This is a genomic window from Sphingobacterium shayense (genome assembly GCF_013179575.1).
Classification (GTDB): domain Bacteria; phylum Bacteroidota; class Bacteroidia; order Sphingobacteriales; family Sphingobacteriaceae; genus Sphingobacterium; species Sphingobacterium shayense.
Genome location: NZ_JABMCQ010000021.1, coordinates 18912 through 38187 on the forward strand (window position 1 = coordinate 18912; position 19276 = coordinate 38187).

Sequence of the window (19276 nt, forward strand, 5' to 3'; positions counted from 1 at the left end):
ATGGAGGAGGAAGTAAAAAACATCGTCAATATTGAGCAAGTTGACACAGATGATTTAGAGATATCAAACGATGATTTGTTCAATATTACATCGTGGGGAGCGGACATGTCTTTCCGAGAATTAATAAGTATGTATGAGGACGACGAACTTTTGAAACCGGAGCTCCAAAGAAAGTATGTTTGGGATAAACCAGAAGCAAGTCGCTTCATTGAATCGATATTACTTGGATTACCAATTCCTTCTATTTTCCTTGCAAACACACCTGATAACAATAAGTTGATCATCGACGGATATCAAAGAATAATGACAGTTTATGATTTCGTCAAAAAGGGTGTTTTTTCAAAAGACGGGAAAGCATTCAAATTAACAAATACTGATAAAATAAACTATCGATGGAGAGGAAAATCGTTTAATGAACTTTCTGAATTCGAACAAAAAAAAATTAGACAGACTACTATACACGCCATCATTTTCGAACAGAAACAACCAAAAGACAGTGATTCCAGCTTATTTCAGATCTTTGAAAGAATAAATACAAGTGGAAAGGTGCTAAAGCCGCAAGAAATCCGAAATTGCGTATATCAGGGAAAGTTAAATACGTTACTATTTCAATTAAACCAATATTATAATTGGCGGAATCTTTATGGAACAGAACTCGAAGATCCAAGAATGCTTGATCTAGAGTTTATTCTACGTTTTTTTGCTCTAGGGGGGCAGGATCTAAGAAAGCAGGACAAAGGACAAATTTCGCTAAAAGGATACCTAAATAGCTTTATGGGAGAAAAGGAACATAATCAGGAAGCCTTTATTAACAAGAAAAGGTCGGAATTTATACAAGTGATAGAATTCCTTCATCGACACATCGGAAATAATGTGTTTAGAAATATTTCTCCAGAAGGGCATTATCAGTCGCGTTTTAATCCTACTATTTTTGACTCTATTTCTATAGCGACCAATTTTGCAATTGAAAAATTGGCTGGCGATATACCTACCTTAGGTCTACAAAAAAAACATATATCGCTTTTAAACAACGATAAATATAAGGAATATTCAACATCGAGAACCACTAATATTGACCATATCAATGGGAGAATAAGAATAGCTTGTAGAATATTATTCGATTTAGACTATGAATAACAGGAACGTTCAATCTCTTATAAATGAATGCGATAGCGATTTTGAACGAATCGAACGAATTATTGAAGTCCTAACGAATACCAACCCGGCTGTTCCTTTTCTTACAAAATATGCGATTATAAAAGCATGTGGGACACTAGAGCAAGCGTTCAAAACTTTAATATCCGATTTCGGTTGTGCAGGTCAAAGCTCGCAAATAAAAAGATTTGTAAACATCTCATTTAGGGAGAGTTCGATTAACCCGAATCTCAACAACATTTACAGTTCATTAAGTAAATTCGATAACCAATGGAACGATGACTTTAAACGTTATTTGCATTCCGATACCGATTGCACAAGAATAAAAACTTCTATAAAATCCTTAAATAATGCTAGAAACCAATTTGCGCACGGCGGGAACCCTACTGTTACTTTCAGTGACGTCAAAGACTATTTTGACGACGCAAAAAAAATAATTAGTTATTTAGAAAAGTGCCTAGTTTAGATAAGGTTCCAAATAAACTAAATCACGACTTAACCATGAAACATAAATCAACTATAATGAATACTCGTCAACACAACTACGAAAAGTTGTTTCAAAGTAATAAGGTGCTATATGATCAGTTTATAATTTTGTCAGTAAAATGTCGGTCGGACTTGTAAACTTGATTTCGACCATATCATCAACGTTTGCTCTTATTGAAACGATGTATCCTGCTTTACTTGCTCCTTGCGCAAGCAGAAGAACATTTACCAAAAATCCATCTGTCGAACTACATCTATAAAGGGGTTTTCTGGGGCCATTTGAATTGGTAATTTTCATTGCCTTCGCATACTTAGCAGGAATAGGTAAATACCCCTCGCAGAGATCGGCTAGCAGTATGTCGATAGCTCCCCAGCCTAAGCGGGATTGTTTTAGCGATACAATAAATGAGGCTCCAGTTTTTGGAATGTTTAAATATTTAAAGTTATTATCAAAGTTTGGATTTTTTCAGGGCTTTCAAACAATCAATTTTACGAGATGATATAGATTTCTTAACTTAGATCAGAATCAGAGTCAATCAACTTGAATAGCTTTTGAAATCTACAAAATAATGAATATAGAATTTGACCCCAACAATCGTAGAAGCTGGATGTTTCCAAGGAATATTCGTAAAATATACCCCTGGAAATTGGCTCAGATATGTCAAATATTAGATCAATTAAGCCTTAACGATTGGAGCCAAGAAGCACAAAACGAATTTAGTCGCATGCTCACTTCGGGGAATCTCAAAGGTCAAAATGAAATTAGAGATCCGAAAAGTGGCGGCGCACGCACTTATATTTCCCAATTGGAAAGCCTTGGCTTATTATATAGGACAGATAAATCAATCAGATTTACGTTGGCAGGAAAGAGTCTAATAAACTTCGAAACACCGCTAAAAGTTTTACAGGTTCAATTGTTGAATTATCAATATCCAAGTGTGTATAGTAGCGGGAGAAATGTAAGAATTCATCCTGGTCTAAAAATTAAGCCTTTTGTTTTTGTTTTAAAGATGCTTAAGGATTCACACATAAATTACCTTACTGTTGAAGAATTAGTATTTTTTGTCCTGTATGGACATAATTTGAATTGTGGGCGGCGTATATTAGATAAAATTGACAGTTATCGCACCGCTTTGGGATCCCGGGCTAATCTTCTAAAGTTCATAGACGACCCTGAAAAAGATTTATATACACCGAAAGCTTCAGACAAATCCAATTTCACTAAGTTACTTGACGAGGCATTGAATGTAGCCAATACTTTTAAAAATTATCTCGTCTGCTCCAGTTTAGTTTATGAAATGCCCGGCAGTAAGCACATTGTAATGAGTAATGAATTTAGCGAAATTATAAAAGCTGGGATAGCCGATGCGAATAATTTCATTCCTTATTCTAGTGGACTAGCTGAAAATTTCACGAGAACTTACGGCGCGTGGGATCGTAAAAAGGACACATCCCCTACTATAGAACGAAAAAAGCTTACCAAGGGAGAAGCGATAATTTCCTCACAGTTTTACGAACACATCGGAAACAATATAATGCTTGATGATGCTGAAGAATTTATTAAAAAAATGCGAACTGACTTCGGATTTACTCGAGAACAGACTCTGGGGGTAATTTCGCCCCTCCTACCAAAATCGTTAACTTTTTTTGAAAGCAAATATCTTGAATTGGCTAAGGGAGGTGTTGCAACCGCTAGGGCATTTGAAAAGGCTACTGTTGAGTTATTTGAAAAGCGGTTAGGAATAAAAGCTTTACACACAGGAAACAGGTATAAAAATGGTGTTGGTGGATATTCTGACATTATTCTCAGCAATTTTAAAACGAACGAATGTGCAATCGCAGACACGAAAGCATCGAGTTTTTATACCCTACCCTCAGCTGACTATGCAAAAATGATCAGTAACTACATACCTAATTACAAGCTTATTGAAGAGGTAAAGGATGCTAGGCTAGGATTCATTTTATATATTACAGGGGAATTAGGGGGAGAAATACAAACAAAATTACTTACTTTGTATAAGGATAGTGGATATCCTGTTTCCGCAATAAACGCGAAAACTTTAATAGAAGTCGCGCAGTTAAATGATGTCCAAACAAGAGAAATTTGGGACGTTTTTAAATACACAAAGGTGCTACACATATCAGATTTTCAATAATATGGCAATTTTTAGATTAGGGGAGTTATTCTCTGGACCAGGCGGAATTGCCTCGGGCGCAATGCGCGCATCGGTGAATAATGGAGTAGAAGAATTCAGTATTTCCCATCAGTGGGCAAACGATTTTGATAAGGATACATGCGCTACGTACAAACACAATATCTGCCCCACATCGAGAGATTCGGTTATATGTAAGGACGTTAGAAAATTGGATATAACAACACTGTCCGATATTGACGCTCTTGCCTTCGGTTTTCCGTGTAATGATTTTAGTATAGTGGGGGAACAAAAAGGTATAGATGGAGTATACGGACCATTGTACTCATATGGCGTAAATGTTCTAAGAAAACTTCAACCTCAATGGTTTTTAGCGGAGAATGTCGGAGGCCTTAAAAACTCAAACGATGGCTATGCGTTTAAAACTATAATTAGCGAACTGGAAAATGCAGGATATACAGTTGTCCCTCATCTTTATAAATTTGAACAGTACGGAATTCCTCAAGCTCGCCATCGGATTATTATCATCGGAATCAGAAATGATATAAATATTAGATTTAGAGTCCCTATAATTCCTGATAGTAAAATAGTGACTTCTCGTGAGGCTATACTTTATCCGCCCATTCCCGTTAATGCGCTTAATAACGAACGAACTAGACAATCGGAAACGGTTATTGAACGTCTCAAATATATCAAACCGGGCGAAAATGCGTTTACTGCTTCAATGCCTGATTACCTTAGATTAAATGTCAAAGGAGCGAAAATCAGTCAAATATATAAAAGACTTGATCCTAACAAACCAGCTTATACGGTAACTGGTAGCGGCGGCGGCGGTACTCATATCTACCACTGGGAAGAAAACAGAGCATTAACGAACCGCGAACGCGCGCGACTCCAGACGTTTCCGGATGATTTTGAATTTCTCGGATCGAAAGAAAGCGTAAGGAAACAGATAGGAATGGCAGTCCCACCTCAAGGAGCAAAAATTATCGTAGAAGCGGTGCTAAAATCTTTTGCGGGTATTGAGTACCCATTTGTTGAGCCAAACATAAGACTAGCTGATCAGTTAGTATTGACGCCAGAAGCTGTAGAAATTTGAGATGATAACTGAGTTCAATGAAATTTTTGATCAAGTTTTAGTAGGTCCGATAAAAAATGGTGCTAATAAAATCCGAATTATTTCTGGATATGCTTCTGCAAATATGGTTGCTAGACACGCAGACTATATTAAAAATACTTTAAACAAAAAATTCGCTACCGAACTTATAATTGGTATGGGGCCTAAAGACGGCCTTGAATTAGCAAACCATAAATCCCTCATCCAACTACAAAATAGCTCAGATTTGAATTTTCGATGTAATTATATAATTAATTCACCTCCTGTACATTCAAAAATTTATTTATGGACGAAAGATGATGAGCCCTTTAGTTGCTTCTCTGGATCTGCAAACTTCACACAAAATGCATTCAGTCCGTCTATGAGAGAAACGGTTTGCTCCATAGATCCAAAACTAGGCTTGGACTATTTTGATACCTTAAGGAATGAATCCATGAATTGCGCGGATGATCGTATCATAAATTACATTGATTTCTACGAGCAGAAGCGAGTCCTATTAGATTTTAAAAAGGAGCCCGAGAGAGAAATAAAAACACGAACGTGTTTCGAAGAGAAGGTGACTCTTACTCTACTACACTCGGATAAAAACGAAGTACCCGCTAGGTCGGGACTTAATTGGGGTCAAAGACCAGGGAGAGAAAAAAATCAAGCGTATATCAATATACCAGCCAATATAGGGCGATCGGGCTTTTTTCCCGACATAAGGAATACATTCACTCTCCTTACTGACGACGACAAATATCTAATTTGTGTAAGAGCACAAGCGAATGGAAAAGGCTTGCACACCACTTTAAACAACTCCCTGATGGGCGAATACTTTCGCTATAGACTTGGTTTAAAAAATGGGCAATTTGTAACAATAGAACATCTAATACGCTACGGTAGAACTGATGTAGATATTCATAAATTGGACGAAGAGACTTACTATTTAGATTTTTCTGTTTAGTTTCCTGAATATATAAAACTATATCATTCGAATCGAAATATCGACAATCATCAAATAATGATTCAATTATACTGCTAAACGATGTCCTCTGGGCTCAAAAAACAAGATATCAACATGTCACAACTTTCACCAAGTACATACATAATTTACTATATTATTTCTGAGTAAAATTGAGTTACTAAAGCTAAACTTCTAGCAACACTTCCACCGGTCTAAGAATATCAAAATTTTTTAAGTGTCCCAAATACTCGTTTCGGAACATAGGTGATAGATTTAAATCACTGACACCGGTTATTAATTCTTCTCTAGTAGCATAGCCCAGCATTAATGTATTACGAATCTCAATATTCACAAAAACAACGACTCCTATTTCATATGAACCTTTTGGAACCAAAGGATACGACTCAAAATCTGCAATTATAAGTTCGGTAGTCGCCCCTCCGATCGTTACAATAGGTTTATACCCCTTTTTCGATTCTTTCTCTTCCCATGATATTATCTTCTTTCCGATAAGCTTTTCCAGAGCGAGCTCAGCAAAAGATTTTGTTAAAAATGCATCGAGGTATTTCTGTCCCTCAAATCGATCTCTCAGCTTAGTCATGTTCGGGACATTAAGATGCTCTATCGCAATCTGTTGCAATCGCCTAAAATCATTATAATCTATTTTATATTTATTGCAGGGTCTACCTATTAATTCTCTTAACATAAAAATTTAGTAGCGTCTAAAAATAAATTCTATCTATTAAAACTTCAAATTTGAAAATACAAAAATTTAAAGTAAATACACTGAATTAATATCTAACTTTCTTTAATGCTCCTGAGAATATGGACACTATAAAAAGTGGATGGCGCCAATGCACGGCGTTACATATCTCAACTTCATATTAAATTTGAAATTATACTTAAGCTCGAGAGTAACATCAACTAAAATATTCAATTAGCAGAAAGCATTTATTCTATGGTAACTATAAAAATTTGTCGTACTTGTTCTTTTTTCGTTTAATATGAACAAAAACTGGTTGATAGAAGTTTCTGTTCATCTGAAAATCCACAATTATACAATCTCCTTCTTTCATCTAAAATATCTTTTCAAATTACTTTTTCAGTAGACGTTAACTTTCTTGGATAACGCATCCATCGCTTTTTGATTTCGCCGTTATAAGAATGCGCTCCTTCCGGCATTCGGAAATCTAAGCTGGCATGCGGACGTTGACTGTTATATATCCTGATGATCTTGTCAATATTCTTGGAAGCATCTTTATGTGTTCTCAAGAACGGCATCATCACTCCGAAATTTCACCATCAAGTTATTAGGGAGGTGTTAGTCAAGCCACATCTTTCAAAGCCAATTCGCCCTACTATCGATTAATATCTTTATTTTGCAATAGATGCTGATATTTTTTTCCTTCCGTCAACTAAAATTACGTTTTCTTTGTTATCGAGCTGTAAGTCTTTAAGTATTCTCGTACAGCGTATATATACTTTATCGTTGAAGTATAGAATAGCAATTACTGCATCGTTTGTATTATTTGCTTTTTTATAAACTTCAACTTGATGCTCTAGATTTTGTCTAAGCGAAGAGCTTTTGGCCAGTTTAAATTCGATAATTGTCTTGTCCGTTGCATTTCTTGATACGACAAAGTCCACAGGGCCTCGTCCGTTGTTTACCTCCGAATTTATATCCCAACTTGAACCTTCGCAAATGAACTTAAAAAGTTGTTGAAAAACAGCTTCATTTTGGTTCTCTTGCAGCTTGAATAGATTACTGCCGTTTTTGTTTTCAATAACGTGTTTTAGTGATGCAACTCTTTGTAGAGCCTCATCATAGGAATTTGTAGCTTTGCTTTAAGTCGTGTTCAATTCCTTCAACTCAATAAGAAGTTTCGAAAACACAAGGAAATCTGGATCATATGTATCATAGTCTTCCTTTTTACGGGGGAAATCCAACATGGCACCAAACGGCAAAGAAAAACGATTGTTTTTCTTTGAATTTTCCCGATACAGTTTTAAGGTCTCTTCAATATTTGAACATTTAATTGTATTGACCTTAAATGACTCGAACTCATTTTCCTCTGTATCTCTAAAAAAATCAAATAACTCTTTAAATCCTTCGTCTAGATCTGAAAAAACCAGCTGAAGAGTCAGAAAAGTCGAATTCGCTTCTTTTCTAAAGTCCAAATACCTTTGTTCGTATAACTTTATCATCAAAACATCATCGACAGGAAAGCTCTTCTTTAATATAAATGTCGCTGAGGAAATGTTGTTACGTATACTTATAAAACTTCGATCGCCCGACCAAATTTCTAATTCTTTAAGTTTTGTTATAACGGGATTATAAATGAACGACAATATCAGATCAGACATCGGTGCTATTCTAGATTGAAGAATATCATGTTGTTGTTTATCCCTATAATTGTTATCGGGTTTTATCTATTCCTTTTCTCAACTAAATTTTCCATTTCTTGGCAGAGAGGGAGATACTTCTCAATATACTCATTTTCGTTCTGATCTAAAAAATCTACCAAATCAAATAATACTTGTACTTCTTTTGGTATCATACACTTCGAACTGTGTGTTGCTCTTAAAAATGTGGTGGAAAGTTAGCTATGATAGTATATTATTTTTTCTTTTTCCGATTTTTCTTTCGAGTCACTTCGAGAACATCGACAGGAGTCCATTTATTAGTCGCCGCTGAATATTTTAAATATACCGGATGTACATATTCAGAATTGACTTTCTGACTTTTTATATGATCTAGAACTTTGTCGAGTGATTCATTTATAATTTTATCATCAAGGTCACCCTTTAGCTCAAAATTAAATTGAGTATTTTTGTCAACAATCATTTTAATCCCGAAGGTGATTTCCTTTTCAATCTTATCACGCGAAGTGACTTTGAAAATTTTCTTTCCAGATATTTTATTTCTTATAAAAATAGCTACCTGTTTGATAGCTTCCCATGTGACATCAGTACCGATTCCTTTAAGAAGCTCAAAGATTAGTGAATGATGGAGGCTCAAAGAGATTATAAAATTGAATTCATCAAGACTGTTATTAATAGTCTTACTTAAATTTAATGTATTTAACTCCAAGTTAACTACGGATATATTTCTTGAAATATGTTCTAGATCATTTTCTGTAAAAATACCCCGGTGTACTAAATTAACCGCATTATTCCTAGATTTGGGCGATCGATTTCCTTGGTTGACTAGTTCTCCTTGGTCTTTAAAGACATTCTCTTCATTACTCATAATTATTATCTGACAATTAATAACTCGTTTTATATAAATCTACTAAAAACCTTTGTGCAAAGCAAGTCTTCAAACCTAGATACCCTTTCTAATGTAAAATATAGCCTCAAATCCAAAATATCTTCGATCTATGAAGCCTATTTATATGGGCCGGAGTGCCATAAAATTTTTATTTTAAAGACGAAAAACATCGAATACGCCACTCTTTTATTAAGAAAAATTCAATCTTCCAAAAGCCTTAGATCACACTCCTACGTATGCTTTAAACCCTTTTTTCCAAAAAACCAAAGGGGGTGTAAACAATCCGTACACCCCTTACACTGTTTTCACATTCCTTAATCCATTTGTTTTGTATCAATCTATTAAGCAGCCCATTGTGGAAAATCACAAAGCCATTATCCACATCAAAAACGCTGTAAATAGAAATTAACTAAGGAGCTCGCCGCGAGGTAAAGAGAGCCCGACCGATCTTTGAAATATAGGGACAAAACATTATCCAGTCATAAACTGGAAATTTTGCGAAAGTGAGGTAACTCTTTTTTGAGAGTCGCACCAAGATACTGAAAGCGCATTGGCAGGCGTAAGCCCGGTCTGTACAGACTGACGTGAGTAGTCCCGAACCAAAACATAACCGGTAAGAGCGAATCAATTTGGGCTCGATACCCATTACCGGTTCTACACTGAATCGTGATATAACTCCAAACAAACGAGCTCCCCTATCCACTAAAAACAAAAAAGCTATGCAAACACAACTAGATTTAAACGAATTAGAGAATATATCAATCGCTGACTTCCTTGCTAGGCTTGGTCACTACCCCCAGCACAAATCAGGAAAAGAGTATTTCTACCACAGTATGATTCGCGATACCCCAGGCAACACCCCGTCATTTGCCCTTTGGGATGCTGGCGGTAAATGGATTGACTTTGGAGGACCTGGCGCGGCCGGGATATCAGGGGGTGGGATTATTCAGCTGGCTGGTGCCTATTGGCCGGGACAGGATTTTAAAGAACTGCTAGCGAATATTTCCAAAACGATGAACATCAATCTCCCCACTTTAAACGCTGACCAGCTGAAAGAGATCAAGACGATCCCTAAACGGCACGAAGGTTATGCCTTTGAGCTCCAGGAAATCAAACCCGTTGGCTCCCACCCTGCATTAACCGGGTATTTAAAATCCCGCGGGATTTATCAAATAGCCGCGGGTGAGCTGCAAGAAATATACTACTGGAACAGGAACACACCGGATCAAAAGAAACCCTACTACGCGCTCGGATGGAAGAATGAACATGAGGGCTGGGAGTTTGCAACAGCCAAAGGATTTAAAAGCAGTATTGGGCAAAAAGGAATTTCGATAGTAAGCGGAGATACGAGCCGCGCAGTTCTGTTTGAGGGATACATGGATTACTTAAGCTGGCTCACCTTGACCGAGCCCAAAACCAGGCCTACAGCGATCGTGCTGAATTCAGTAGTCCTTCTCCAGCGGGCAATCGATCGCGTAAAGAATGTGCCCAATATCGACGTGTACTTTGATAACGATACCGCGGGAAAGGCCGCCACAAACATGTTGCAAGAAGCACTGCCCCAGACAAAAGACAGATCGCATTTATACAGAGATTTTAAGGATTACAACGATTATCTGAAAGATACCTTAAACATTGAATATGATAATGAAAAAAGTCAGATGCAGACACCCGAAATAGGCCGTTAACTAAACCCGATATAAATAATTCGCTCCCGCAACTAACTATTAAACGATGAATAAAGAAGTAAAAACACCAATCAGACAAAACTCGAACCATCGTAACTTTCGAACAACCGTAAATCTTACAAAACAGGAATACGAGGAATTACTTCGCCTGCAAGCACTTTGGGAATGTTCATTCCCGCAGGTTTACCGGCGAATATTATTTAACACCAAGCCTGTTGTGCTAAACACCAGAATAACTATGGAGTCTCTGGATAGACTTGGATTAGCGCTTAAGGATAGTAATGACACCCTAAACAGACTTCTAGAAGATATAAGTACATCCAATAACTCGGCTGACACGATCCTTCAAGAGCGTGGAAAAATAACCGGTGCCGTTGACGATTGCAGATCGAGAATCGAAGAATGCACCACAGCAATGCTGGGACTAATTAAAAAAATATGACGGCTATCTCACTCAGTATTTTTAAGCACAATGCCACCTTTAAAGGCGTAAATTACAACATGCGTAAGGTCTCTTCTGGTGATGCGGAACTTCTTAGCAAAGCCAACTTCGATGCACTTGCCTGCCGAGAAAACCCGAGCGCAGATGATTTCAAAAATTACCTGCAGGCAATTACCAGATCAAACAAAGACCTTCTTTGCCGGCAGTTTCACGCTGCCATCGGAACAAGAGAAAAGTCAATATCTACAAAATCGCTCGCTAAGGTCGCCGAGCGTTGGCTTTGGGAAATGGGCTACAAGGGGCAACCCTATCTCATCTTCGGCCATTACGATACCCCAAATCCGCACGTCCATATCGTCTCTAGCCGGATTACCTCATCCGGAAAGCTAATCCCCAGCCAGCTGGATGTTCGCCGTGGACGGGAGGCGATGAACAAGATTTTAGGAATCGACCTAGATGCTAACACAAAAAAAGCTTTCGAAGAAGCGATGAGCTATAGGTTTATTAGCATCGAACAGTTCAAAACACTTTTGAACACGATGGGATATAATCTCACCAATAAAAGCGGCGAGCTGCGCATTTATTTTGGGAACGTTCTTCGCCTGGCAGTCCCCCTAGAGCAGGTGCTAGAACGAGCATCGCGCTACCACACAGATGACGCGCGCCTAACCGAAATTCGGACATTATTTGAAAGCAGCAAAAACAGCGTCAACCCTGCCCTATATGAGCTAAATCGCTACATGCATGGCCGCTGGGCTACTAGATTCACAGGCTGGGATTCTAAGATGATACAACTGCTCGAGCAGCAGCTGGATATTAAGATCATCTTTGAAAACAGCTACAGTGAGCTTCCGCACGACTATATGATTATCGACAGAAAGCATAAACATATCTATAATGGCGAGCAGCTCATGCCCCTAGCAGAATTCACCAAAGAGCAGCTTTATAGAAGCAAAAGCAGCGAGTTTGAGCCAACTGATCCCGCTAGAAATCTGGAACCGATATCCCCTACCCGGGAAACTGACTGTCCTATGAACCATACAACCCCATCTGGGAAACCGGCTGGGCAGCAGGATCCTCAGCGTTAAAACCCAGCCCGTTATGCTTATCATTTTTACCAGTCCAAAAGGAGGAACAGGCAAAAGTACCCTCACCCTTTTATATGCAAACTACCTTTTTCAAGTGTTTAAAAAGAAGGTCTGTATTCTGGACATCGATAAAAACCACGCACTTTCTAGAAAAGCGAAGCGTCATCCCGATTTTGGACGTGACGAGCGTAGCTTCCCAGTACTGGCTTCCAGAATGGAGGATATCGTTGAAGCAAGAAAGGAGCTCAAAAAACAAATCTTCGATGTGGTTCTTGTGGACCTTGACTACGCGCTAACGGAGCAGTACCTTCGCGCCCTGCAGTTAGCAGATCTCCTGGTCTGTCCCTACCGAACTGATGAACTAACCTTGGAGGCGACACTTGCTTTTGCTATGCTACTAAGTCTGAAAAAGATAAATGCGGTTACCCTCTTTGTTCCTAACAGAATAAAAATTCAGGCAGAAACAGGGCTGATCCGGGACATCGAATCTATTCTTAGCGGGCACGGAGAGATAGCGCCTTCCATCCTTGATACTGCGCTGTTTGAACAGCTGGAGTTTTTTTGTAATTCCAAATCCATTAAAAAGTACGCCAGCGCTGCACTAAGCTTTATCAAGCAGCACAGCGTGTAGCGACTTTTATTGTTAACCAGAAATATAAACTTGGTTCGTTCTCCACGAGAGCCGCTTTTCCCCACGACCAATTTTATTTTGGAGACTTATTTCACCACACCCTATTAAAACGACAACCTATGAGCTGGACAGAATTTCTTCAAATACTCGGTCTCCTGTATGGGGTCTACTACGCCATTTTAATTGCGATAGATCATTTGCGCCAGGGAGCCTACAAATCAAATACAGAGCAGCCCCTTGTTCTATCCTTTGTCGAGCAGCCTCCGCAGGACGTCTCGGTTATAGCAAGTCCGGTAGAACCAGTTATTTCGACTCCGCCGCAGACTCCGCCTTCCGCCGCTAGAAGCTGGGAAGATGATCTTCCGCTTCTAGATCCCCTGGAGGACGAAGATAACGAAGAAGACGAGGACGAAAATGACCCGGATCAGCAGGAGAGCCATGGAGGAGATACTGCTGAAGACAATCCTGGGGAAGCGGTCCTATCACTCGCCTCAGGGATCACTGATTTCACCGGTGCCCTGAGCCTAGAAGGTCTGCTTGAGCAAATCGAAGAGCAGAAAGTCGAGATCGTTCAGAAACTTTACGCCAAATACGCTCCCCATGAAAAATTGCAAGTTCCTACTGCTTCTAGCGCTACTTAATTCGGTATGGTTATCCGCATTCTGCCAGCCCGGTACCACCGAATTTAGCCAGGTCGCAAGAGACATAAGCCGCTGGTATGATCACCTATCTAGTCTGGTGCTCGTTATTGGAGCCGTCTGCGGGCTTCTTGGCGGACTGCGGGTGTTCAGCAACTGGCAGCTCGGCCGCCACCACATCGATGCGCAGGTTGCCGGATGGATCGGCTCCTGCATCTTTCTCTCGCTGCTCTCGGCGTTCATTCGGGCACTATATAACCTTTAGCCAATCAACTTATTTTTTTCACTTTAAATCTATTTTAGCAATGAAAACAATTTTCAAAAAAGCGCTCAGCGCTACCGTATTTTCTTTTAGTTTAAATCATGCTATTTACGCGCAGGGCGGTACCACCGGCATTGATGCCGCCTCATCGGCGCTCACCGGATATATTGATCCGATGACCAGCCTTATTCTTGTGATCGGCGCCGTCGTTGGGCTCATCGGCGGGGTGCGCGTGTTTGTCAAATGGAACTCGGGTGATCAGGACATCAACAAGGAACTCATGGGCTGGGGAGGTTCCTGCCTTTTCCTGGTCCTGGTGAGCGTAGTGATTAAAGGATTTTTTGCTGTCTAATGAGCGGGCCGTCTTACCGGGTCTATAAGGGTCTCCAGAGGCCACTTGTCTACAAGGGATTTGCCGGAAAGTTTATCTTCTGGGGAATCGGTTCCATCATCGGCGGGATTGCTCTGGGCGGGCTCATCGGCGCGATTACCAATATGTATTTAGGCGCACTGGTTCTACTGAGCGTCGTAGCGGCCGGCCTTAGCTACACCTTTTTTAAGCAAAAAGGCGGTCTGCACGCTAAAACCCGCCACCACGGAATCTTCGTCCATCCGGCAAATCTCTCCCTACACCGGCTTAACAACCAATCCCATGAAAAAACAAAACAAAAACCTGTTCTCGCTCCCCTACGCGGGGATTGATGCGCACCAGGGCCTCTCCATCATAACAGGCACCGGTGGGGAGATGTCCGTTATCATCGCGATCACCAACCCCGCCCTGCAGTATGAAGCTGACACCCAGAGCTACCTTAGTTTTCAGCATCTTTTGCTCAATGTAATCAAAACCCTCGGCGAGGGTTACATCATCCAAAAGCAGGACGTCTTTGTCCGCAGAAACTACAGGCCAGCGGAATCGGAAGAATACCTGCAGCAGAAATACCAGCAGCATTTTCGCGGCCGCATCTATACCGATGTAAAGACGTATCTTACCATCACCCGGCAGGTCAAAAAAGGATTGTTTTATTCTTTTAGTGAAAAGCAACTGGCCAGCTTCACCCTGGCGGTAACAAAAGCGTACGAGCTACTTGTTGGCGGAGGTTTACATCCTCGGATACTGGAAAAAGCCCAGATCGAGCGGCTTATCAACAGGGTGCTCGCGATGGACTTTGTGAGCCCGCATCCGGTGCTGGATAATATGCGCGTAGATAACCGGCAGATCGAAATCGGTGAGCAGCCCCTGCGCTGCCTCTCGCTTGTCGACACCGACAGTTTCGAGCTGCCTGATCAGGTTGCTCCCTATCGAAGTGACGCCCTGGGCGCGCAGATCAGTGACTTCCCGGTGGACAACCTCTCCTTTCTGCTGCAGGTGCCCGGTCACCGGACAATTATTTATAACCAGCTCATCGAGATTCCCTCCCAGCGCGCTACTATCAGTAAGCTGCAGCTCAAAGCAAAGCGCCATTCTGGCGTTCCCGATCATGCGAATCTAGCTTGCGTAGAGGATATTGACAGCTTGCTGGCCGGCGTAGCCCGCGATAATCAGCTGATTGTCCGCGCCCATTTTGGGATCGTCCTGAGCGCCGAAAAAGAGCATATCGATAGCGCCGCCAATTTTATTGAGGCGTCACTCTTCCGCCGGGGCATCATCCCCTGCCGAAGTGCCTACAACCAGCTCGAACTGTTTCGCACCAACCTGCCCGGAAATGCCGTAGAGCTAAAAACCTACGACTGGTTTTTAACCACCGCCGATGCTGCGCTCTGCCTGTTCTTTAAAGAGTCCCTGCCCGTTTCGGACCCTTCGGAGTTTTTAATCCACTTCACCGACCGGCAGGGAATACCTATAGGCATTGACCCGGCGGATCTACCCATGCAGACCGGACGGATCAATAACCGAAATAAATTCGTGCTGGGACCATCGGGCTCGGGAAAAAGCTTTTTTATGAACGCACTGATTCAGCAGTACATGCTCTACAATATGGACGTGGTGATCGTGGATACCGGCCACTCCTATTCGGGCCTGTGCGCTTATTTTGGCGGACGGTACGTGAGCTGGACAGACAGCAGTCCTATCACCATGAACCCCTTCACCATCGGTAAAAACGAAGACAACATCGAAAAGCAGAATTACCTGGTCACCCTGATCAGCGTGCTCTGGAAAGGCGCCGACGGAGAGGTCGCTCCCATCGAGCGCGATATTATCTCCAGCGTCACCAACAGCTACTACAAAACATATTTCCAGCACCTGGAAAATCCAAACACCGCGCAGATCAAATTATGCTTTAACTCCTTCTACGAGCATGCCCTGGAGCGTATTCCTGAGATCATGGAAGAGGAAGGCGTAGCCTTTGCCCTGAATGATTTTCGCTTTCTGCTCAAGAAATTCTACCGCGGCGGAGAGTTTCAGACGATCCTAAATGAAGACACCGTTTCCTCGCTTTTAAAAGAGCGGTTCATTGTCTTTGAAATCGACAATGTAGCAAATCACCCGATCCTGTTTCCCATTGTCACCCTGGTGATGCTCGACGTAGTAATGCAGAAAATGCGGCAGCGTCTGGACCGAAGAAAAGCTTTCATCGTGGAAGAAGCCTGGAAAGCGATAGCCTCACCCCTGATGGCAGGTCAGCTCCTTTACCTTTACAAGACAGCCCGTAAATTCTGGGGCGAGGCAATCGTTGTCACCCAGGAACTGGGCGATATCCTGGGTAACGCCACCGTTAAAGATTCCATCATCAGTAACTCCGACACCGTATGCCTTCTTGATCAGAGCAAGTTCAAAGATAACTACCAGCAGATCGCAGGCCTGCTCTCGATCAAAACCGAGGAGCAGCGCAAGATTTTCACCATCGGAAAGCTGGAAAATAAAACAGCAAGAGGACGCTTCAAGGAAGTCTATATCCGCAGGGGAACCAAGGGAGAAGTCTATGGCGTAGAAGTGAGCCTCACGCAATACCTCGCATTCACGACCGAAAAGCCAGAAAAGAATGCCGTGGAAAAATACACCTCGGCTTACGGCAATTATAAACTCGGCTTAGAAGCCTTTATTGCCGACATGCAGGCCTCCGCACTCCCGCTGGATCAGTTTGTAAAAAAAGTAAATAACCAGGAACCATTAACGCCCATCCCAGAACTAGCCGAATCCAGCCATGAGAAATAGCCGATTTAAATTTTCGAGCATACTCTTTTTGATCTTAAACGCATGCGGTCTCCAGAGTATAGCGCAAGTGTATATCGATCCGGCCGTGGCGGCAGCTACGGGCGTACATGCGGGGATTATGAACAGCCAGCTCTCGGATGTAAACGATAAGCTCACCCTTATTCAGCGCGGACAATTGGCGGTGACCGGGCAGCTGGTCGTGATTAATTCGCTGCAGAAAAAGATCTACCAGGGGCTCAGCGAAGTATCCGGTGCCGTGCGTTCGCTGCTTTCGGTGAAAGAGATTGCCCAGGTGACGCTCGGCATCAGCCGCGACATCAGCAAAGTAATGAACCTGGCGGGCGAGAATCCCGCGCTGCTGCTCTTCGCCGAGTCCGGAGCACGCGAGTTTAAAACCCGCGCCACAGCGCTTGCCTCTCAGGTCAGCAGCTTTGTGCTGAAAGGCGGCAAAGAGAATCTGATGGATGCCGGCGAGCGGGCCAAGCTGTTAAATCACATCTTAAGCGAGCTCACCCTGCTGCGCGGTATCGTGTACGGCATGTACCGCACCATGTTCTGGGCGCAGCAGCGCGGAATACTAAATTCGCTGAATCCTTATGCAGGATTTATCAATATTGATAAAAAGATCGCCGATGATGTGATCCGCCGATCAAAACTCCTAAAACACTAACCCCTAAAAAACGATCATGAAAAATAGACTTTTATATTGCTGGCTACTGCTGGCGCTGGCTGCGTTATGCTACCCCGCCTGCTCCCTTTACGCGCAGCTCAATGCAGAGCTGCTCCATCAGCTGGTGGAACACAGCAAGGATGAACATACTCGTCAGGTTACAGCGCGCAATAAACAGGCGGTAACCTCAGCCCAGGAAGAGGTCAACAGCCATAAAACGGCGGACCTTAAAGCCGGCTACACACTGCTGGAGTCCCGCTTTAAAACGCTCCAACAAGCGCTCCAGGTATTAAGTCTGGGGCTGGAATCTGCCCCCATCGCCCGCGATATTGCTCGGCAGCAGCAGCGGGTTATTGACCTTGCCGCAGCGCATCCCGAGCTGCTCATTATTGCGCTTACTGCCCAGAAGGAAATTGGTGTTCAGGCCAGTTTGCTCACCCGCTTCCTGCTCGGACTATTTATCTCAGCAGGCGATCTTAACCAGATGAAAGACAGTGACCGCCGGATTCTCTATAGCTACGCCGTGAACGAGCTGCGGGCGCTTGCGGCCAGCATCCGAACGCTTGCAAAGACAATGGAAGCTTCCGTTTATAAAAAGGATCAAAATAGCTCCTCATTTGGCGAATTTATCAATATCGATATCCCTATTGCTGACCAGGTGCTACAGCGGGAAAAAGAGTAACCTCCGGTGACCTTTACCATAAATCATTCTCAGGATCCCATGAAAACAGTTCTTCTCACCCGGCCCGCCATCTTACTACTTATTTGTCTATGCACGCTTACGCGCGGATACAGCCAGAGTTACGTGACCATTATTATCGATGCGAAGCATTTAGCCATCGTGAATGAAAACGGCGCTGTCCGCTTAGCGTCTGAAGTAAAGCACAACGACATGCTGGGCAGCATCCAAAAGAACATCGATGAGATCAATCTGAATCTCTCGGCCATGCAGCTAACAAAAAAGATGGTGCACCGTAGTCTGTCTCAGGTAAACGGGCTGCAAAAAACAGGACGAGCGGTGAAGCATGTCAGCCGGCTGATTACTGAAATTATTCTCCAGAGCGCCGGCATGCTGGATGAGGCAAAGCATGAGCCCTGGCTCCTGCTGTTCGCTGAAGGCGCTGCCCGCCAGCTAAAAGATCGCGGGATGAACCTAGCGAGTGAAGTATCGGCCTTTGTACTCAAGGAAGGCGGGAACGTGCTCATGGATTACAGTAAACGCGACCAGCTGCTGCGAAAGATCATTCTGGAGCTAAAAGTAATACGCGCCCTGCTTTATTCTATGCGCCGATCTATGTATTACGCCAAGATCAACGGCGTGCTGCAATCCGCAAATCCTTTCAAAGATTTCATCAATAAAGACAGGCGGCTGGTGGATCAGATCCTGCAAGATTATAAAATATTAAAGCCCTAAAAACAATTAACATGAACTCCATAGCATACCTAAAGCTACCGGCAACCCTAATGAGCCTACTTTTATTGTTAGCGATCCCACCAGCCAGCGGCCAGAATATAAAAAGACAGACGGATAAACATATTGTTAACCAGCACGAGCGCATGGTCTTTAAAAGCTGG

General features: G+C 42.2%; 22 protein-coding genes. 17 read left to right on the forward strand and 5 right to left on the reverse strand.

The genetic code is table 11. The features are described from left to right. From HP439_RS04525 to HP439_RS04545, 5 genes are all read left to right on the forward strand, one after another. Entirely contained in the window at window positions 1-1137 is a 1137-nt protein-coding gene (locus tag HP439_RS04525; protein ID WP_172389160.1) for a DUF262 domain-containing protein, read from the forward strand. Next, window positions 1130-1621: a HEPN domain-containing protein gene (locus HP439_RS04530; RefSeq protein WP_172389161.1), complete on the forward strand. Its 492-nt coding sequence runs from the start codon at window positions 1130-1132 to the stop codon at window positions 1619-1621. The genes HP439_RS04525 and HP439_RS04530 overlap by 8 nt, the downstream gene beginning before the upstream one ends. A 589-nt stretch (window positions 1622-2210) precedes the next feature. After that, on the forward strand, window positions 2211-3797 hold the full coding sequence (locus tag HP439_RS04535) for a PDDEXK family nuclease (protein WP_172389162.1): 1587 nt from the start codon (window positions 2211-2213) through the stop codon (window positions 3795-3797). A 1-nt stretch (window position 3798) separates the two neighbouring features. Further along, window positions 3799-4893, forward strand: coding sequence for a DNA cytosine methyltransferase (locus HP439_RS04540; protein ID WP_172389163.1), 1095 nt, complete (start codon window positions 3799-3801; stop codon window positions 4891-4893). Between the two features lies 1 nt (window position 4894). After that, entirely contained in the window at window positions 4895-5857 is a 963-nt protein-coding gene (locus tag HP439_RS04545) for a restriction endonuclease PLD domain-containing protein (RefSeq protein WP_172389164.1), read from the forward strand. 184 nt (window positions 5858-6041) lie between these two features. Here the strand turns inward: HP439_RS04545 and HP439_RS04550 are convergent, their stop codons facing one another. From HP439_RS04550 to HP439_RS04570, 5 genes are all read right to left on the reverse strand, one after another. After that, on the reverse strand, window positions 6042-6563 hold the full coding sequence (locus tag HP439_RS04550) for a hypothetical protein (protein ID WP_172389165.1): 522 nt from the start codon (window positions 6561-6563) through the stop codon (window positions 6042-6044). Between the two features lie 383 nt (window positions 6564-6946). Continuing rightward, window positions 6947-7141, reverse strand: a complete 195-nt coding sequence (locus HP439_RS04555) for an integrase core domain-containing protein (RefSeq protein ID WP_172389166.1) — start codon at window positions 7139-7141, stop codon at window positions 6947-6949. A gap of 90 nt (window positions 7142-7231) precedes the next feature. Further along, window positions 7232-7642 carry a PD-(D/E)XK nuclease domain-containing protein gene (locus HP439_RS04560; RefSeq protein ID WP_172389180.1) on the reverse strand — a complete coding sequence of 137 codons (411 nt, stop codon included), beginning with the start codon at window positions 7640-7642 and terminating at the stop codon, window positions 7232-7234. A gap of 60 nt (window positions 7643-7702) precedes the next feature. Beyond that, a complete protein-coding gene (locus HP439_RS04565) occupies window positions 7703-8221 on the reverse strand; it encodes a hypothetical protein (protein ID WP_172389167.1) in 519 nt (172 codons plus the stop codon). Window positions 8222-8474: 253 nt separating this feature from the next. Next, window positions 8475-9107 carry a hypothetical protein gene (locus tag HP439_RS04570; RefSeq protein ID WP_172389168.1) on the reverse strand — a complete coding sequence of 211 codons (633 nt, stop codon included), beginning with the start codon at window positions 9105-9107 and terminating at the stop codon, window positions 8475-8477. A 740-nt stretch (window positions 9108-9847) separates the two neighbouring features. Between HP439_RS04570 and HP439_RS04575 the strand changes: the two genes are divergently transcribed. From HP439_RS04575 to HP439_RS04630, 12 genes are all read left to right on the forward strand, one after another. Beyond that, the gene (locus HP439_RS04575) at window positions 9848-10816 is read left to right on the forward strand and encodes a toprim domain-containing protein (RefSeq protein WP_172389169.1); all 969 of its coding nucleotides are present in this window, start codon (window positions 9848-9850) and stop codon (window positions 10814-10816) included. Window positions 10817-10862: 46 nt separating this feature from the next. Then, window positions 10863-11258 carry a hypothetical protein gene (locus HP439_RS04580; RefSeq protein WP_172389170.1) on the forward strand — a complete coding sequence of 132 codons (396 nt, stop codon included), beginning with the start codon at window positions 10863-10865 and terminating at the stop codon, window positions 11256-11258. Then, window positions 11255-12346 carry a relaxase/mobilization nuclease domain-containing protein gene (locus tag HP439_RS04585; protein ID WP_172389171.1) on the forward strand — a complete coding sequence of 364 codons (1092 nt, stop codon included), beginning with the start codon at window positions 11255-11257 and terminating at the stop codon, window positions 12344-12346. Before HP439_RS04580 ends, HP439_RS04585 begins: the two co-directional genes overlap by 4 nt. Before the next feature lie 13 nt (window positions 12347-12359). Beyond that, a complete protein-coding gene (locus tag HP439_RS04590; RefSeq protein WP_172389172.1) occupies window positions 12360-12977 on the forward strand; it encodes a ParA family protein in 618 nt (205 codons plus the stop codon). Window positions 12978-13096: 119 nt separating this feature from the next. Then, window positions 13097-13618: a hypothetical protein gene (locus HP439_RS04595; RefSeq protein ID WP_172389173.1), complete on the forward strand. Its 522-nt coding sequence runs from the start codon at window positions 13097-13099 to the stop codon at window positions 13616-13618. Next, a complete protein-coding gene (locus HP439_RS04600; RefSeq protein ID WP_172389174.1) occupies window positions 13578-13880 on the forward strand; it encodes a DUF4134 family protein in 303 nt (100 codons plus the stop codon). Before HP439_RS04595 ends, HP439_RS04600 begins: the two co-directional genes overlap by 41 nt. Window positions 13881-13920: 40 nt before the next feature. Then, window positions 13921-14229, forward strand: a complete 309-nt coding sequence (locus HP439_RS04605; RefSeq protein ID WP_172389175.1) for a DUF4134 domain-containing protein — start codon at window positions 13921-13923, stop codon at window positions 14227-14229. Continuing rightward, window positions 14229-14579 (forward strand): hypothetical protein, encoded by a 351-nt coding sequence (locus tag HP439_RS04610; RefSeq protein WP_172389176.1) that lies wholly within the window; start codon window positions 14229-14231, stop codon window positions 14577-14579. Before HP439_RS04605 ends, HP439_RS04610 begins: the two co-directional genes overlap by 1 nt. Next, on the forward strand, window positions 14530-17031 hold the full coding sequence (locus tag HP439_RS04615) for a TraG family conjugative transposon ATPase (RefSeq protein WP_172389177.1): 2502 nt from the start codon (window positions 14530-14532) through the stop codon (window positions 17029-17031). The genes HP439_RS04610 and HP439_RS04615 overlap by 50 nt, the downstream gene beginning before the upstream one ends. Further along, window positions 17021-17701, forward strand: a complete 681-nt coding sequence (locus HP439_RS04620; RefSeq protein ID WP_246229233.1) for a hypothetical protein — start codon at window positions 17021-17023, stop codon at window positions 17699-17701. The genes HP439_RS04615 and HP439_RS04620 overlap by 11 nt, the downstream gene beginning before the upstream one ends. Window positions 17702-17717: 16 nt before the next feature. Further along, on the forward strand, window positions 17718-18383 hold the full coding sequence (locus HP439_RS04625) for a hypothetical protein (RefSeq protein WP_172389178.1): 666 nt from the start codon (window positions 17718-17720) through the stop codon (window positions 18381-18383). Window positions 18384-18422: 39 nt separating this feature from the next. Next, entirely contained in the window at window positions 18423-19115 is a 693-nt protein-coding gene (locus HP439_RS04630) for a hypothetical protein (RefSeq protein WP_172389179.1), read from the forward strand. The last annotated feature ends 161 nt before the right edge of the window (window positions 19116-19276 follow it).

Coding starts and splice junctions, on each gene's coding strand:
- HP439_RS04580 (WP_172389170.1), top strand. CDS start 10,863: ATGAATAAAGAAGTAAAAACACCAATCAGACAAAACTCGAACCATCGT.
- HP439_RS04625 (WP_172389178.1), top strand. CDS start 17,718: ATGAAAAATAGACTTTTATATTGCTGGCTACTGCTGGCGCTGGCTGCG.
- HP439_RS04530 (WP_172389161.1), top strand. CDS start 1,130: ATGAATAACAGGAACGTTCAATCTCTTATAAATGAATGCGATAGCGAT.
- HP439_RS04550 (WP_172389165.1), bottom strand. CDS start 6,563: ATGTTAAGAGAATTAATAGGTAGACCCTGCAATAAATATAAAATAGAT.
- HP439_RS04540 (WP_172389163.1), top strand. CDS start 3,799: ATGGCAATTTTTAGATTAGGGGAGTTATTCTCTGGACCAGGCGGAATT.
- HP439_RS04575 (WP_172389169.1), top strand. CDS start 9,848: ATGCAAACACAACTAGATTTAAACGAATTAGAGAATATATCAATCGCT.
- HP439_RS04595 (WP_172389173.1), top strand. CDS start 13,097: ATGAGCTGGACAGAATTTCTTCAAATACTCGGTCTCCTGTATGGGGTC.
- HP439_RS04585 (WP_172389171.1), top strand. CDS start 11,255: ATGACGGCTATCTCACTCAGTATTTTTAAGCACAATGCCACCTTTAAA.
- HP439_RS04615 (WP_172389177.1), top strand. CDS start 14,530: ATGAAAAAACAAAACAAAAACCTGTTCTCGCTCCCCTACGCGGGGATT.
- HP439_RS04545 (WP_172389164.1), top strand. CDS start 4,895: ATGATAACTGAGTTCAATGAAATTTTTGATCAAGTTTTAGTAGGTCCG.
- HP439_RS04605 (WP_172389175.1), top strand. CDS start 13,921: ATGAAAACAATTTTCAAAAAAGCGCTCAGCGCTACCGTATTTTCTTTT.
- HP439_RS04590 (WP_172389172.1), top strand. CDS start 12,360: ATGCTTATCATTTTTACCAGTCCAAAAGGAGGAACAGGCAAAAGTACC.
- HP439_RS04570 (WP_172389168.1), bottom strand. CDS start 9,107: ATGAGTAATGAAGAGAATGTCTTTAAAGACCAAGGAGAACTAGTCAAC.
- HP439_RS04535 (WP_172389162.1), top strand. CDS start 2,211: ATGAATATAGAATTTGACCCCAACAATCGTAGAAGCTGGATGTTTCCA.
- HP439_RS04565 (WP_172389167.1), bottom strand. CDS start 8,221: ATGTCTGATCTGATATTGTCGTTCATTTATAATCCCGTTATAACAAAA.
- HP439_RS04555 (WP_172389166.1), bottom strand. CDS start 7,141: ATGATGCCGTTCTTGAGAACACATAAAGATGCTTCCAAGAATATTGAC.
- HP439_RS04630 (WP_172389179.1), top strand. CDS start 18,423: ATGAAAACAGTTCTTCTCACCCGGCCCGCCATCTTACTACTTATTTGT.
- HP439_RS04525 (WP_172389160.1), top strand. CDS start 1: ATGGAGGAGGAAGTAAAAAACATCGTCAATATTGAGCAAGTTGACACA.
- HP439_RS04600 (WP_172389174.1), top strand. CDS start 13,578: ATGAAAAATTGCAAGTTCCTACTGCTTCTAGCGCTACTTAATTCGGTA.
- HP439_RS04620 (WP_246229233.1), top strand. CDS start 17,021: ATGAGAAATAGCCGATTTAAATTTTCGAGCATACTCTTTTTGATCTTA.
- HP439_RS04610 (WP_172389176.1), top strand. CDS start 14,229: ATGAGCGGGCCGTCTTACCGGGTCTATAAGGGTCTCCAGAGGCCACTT.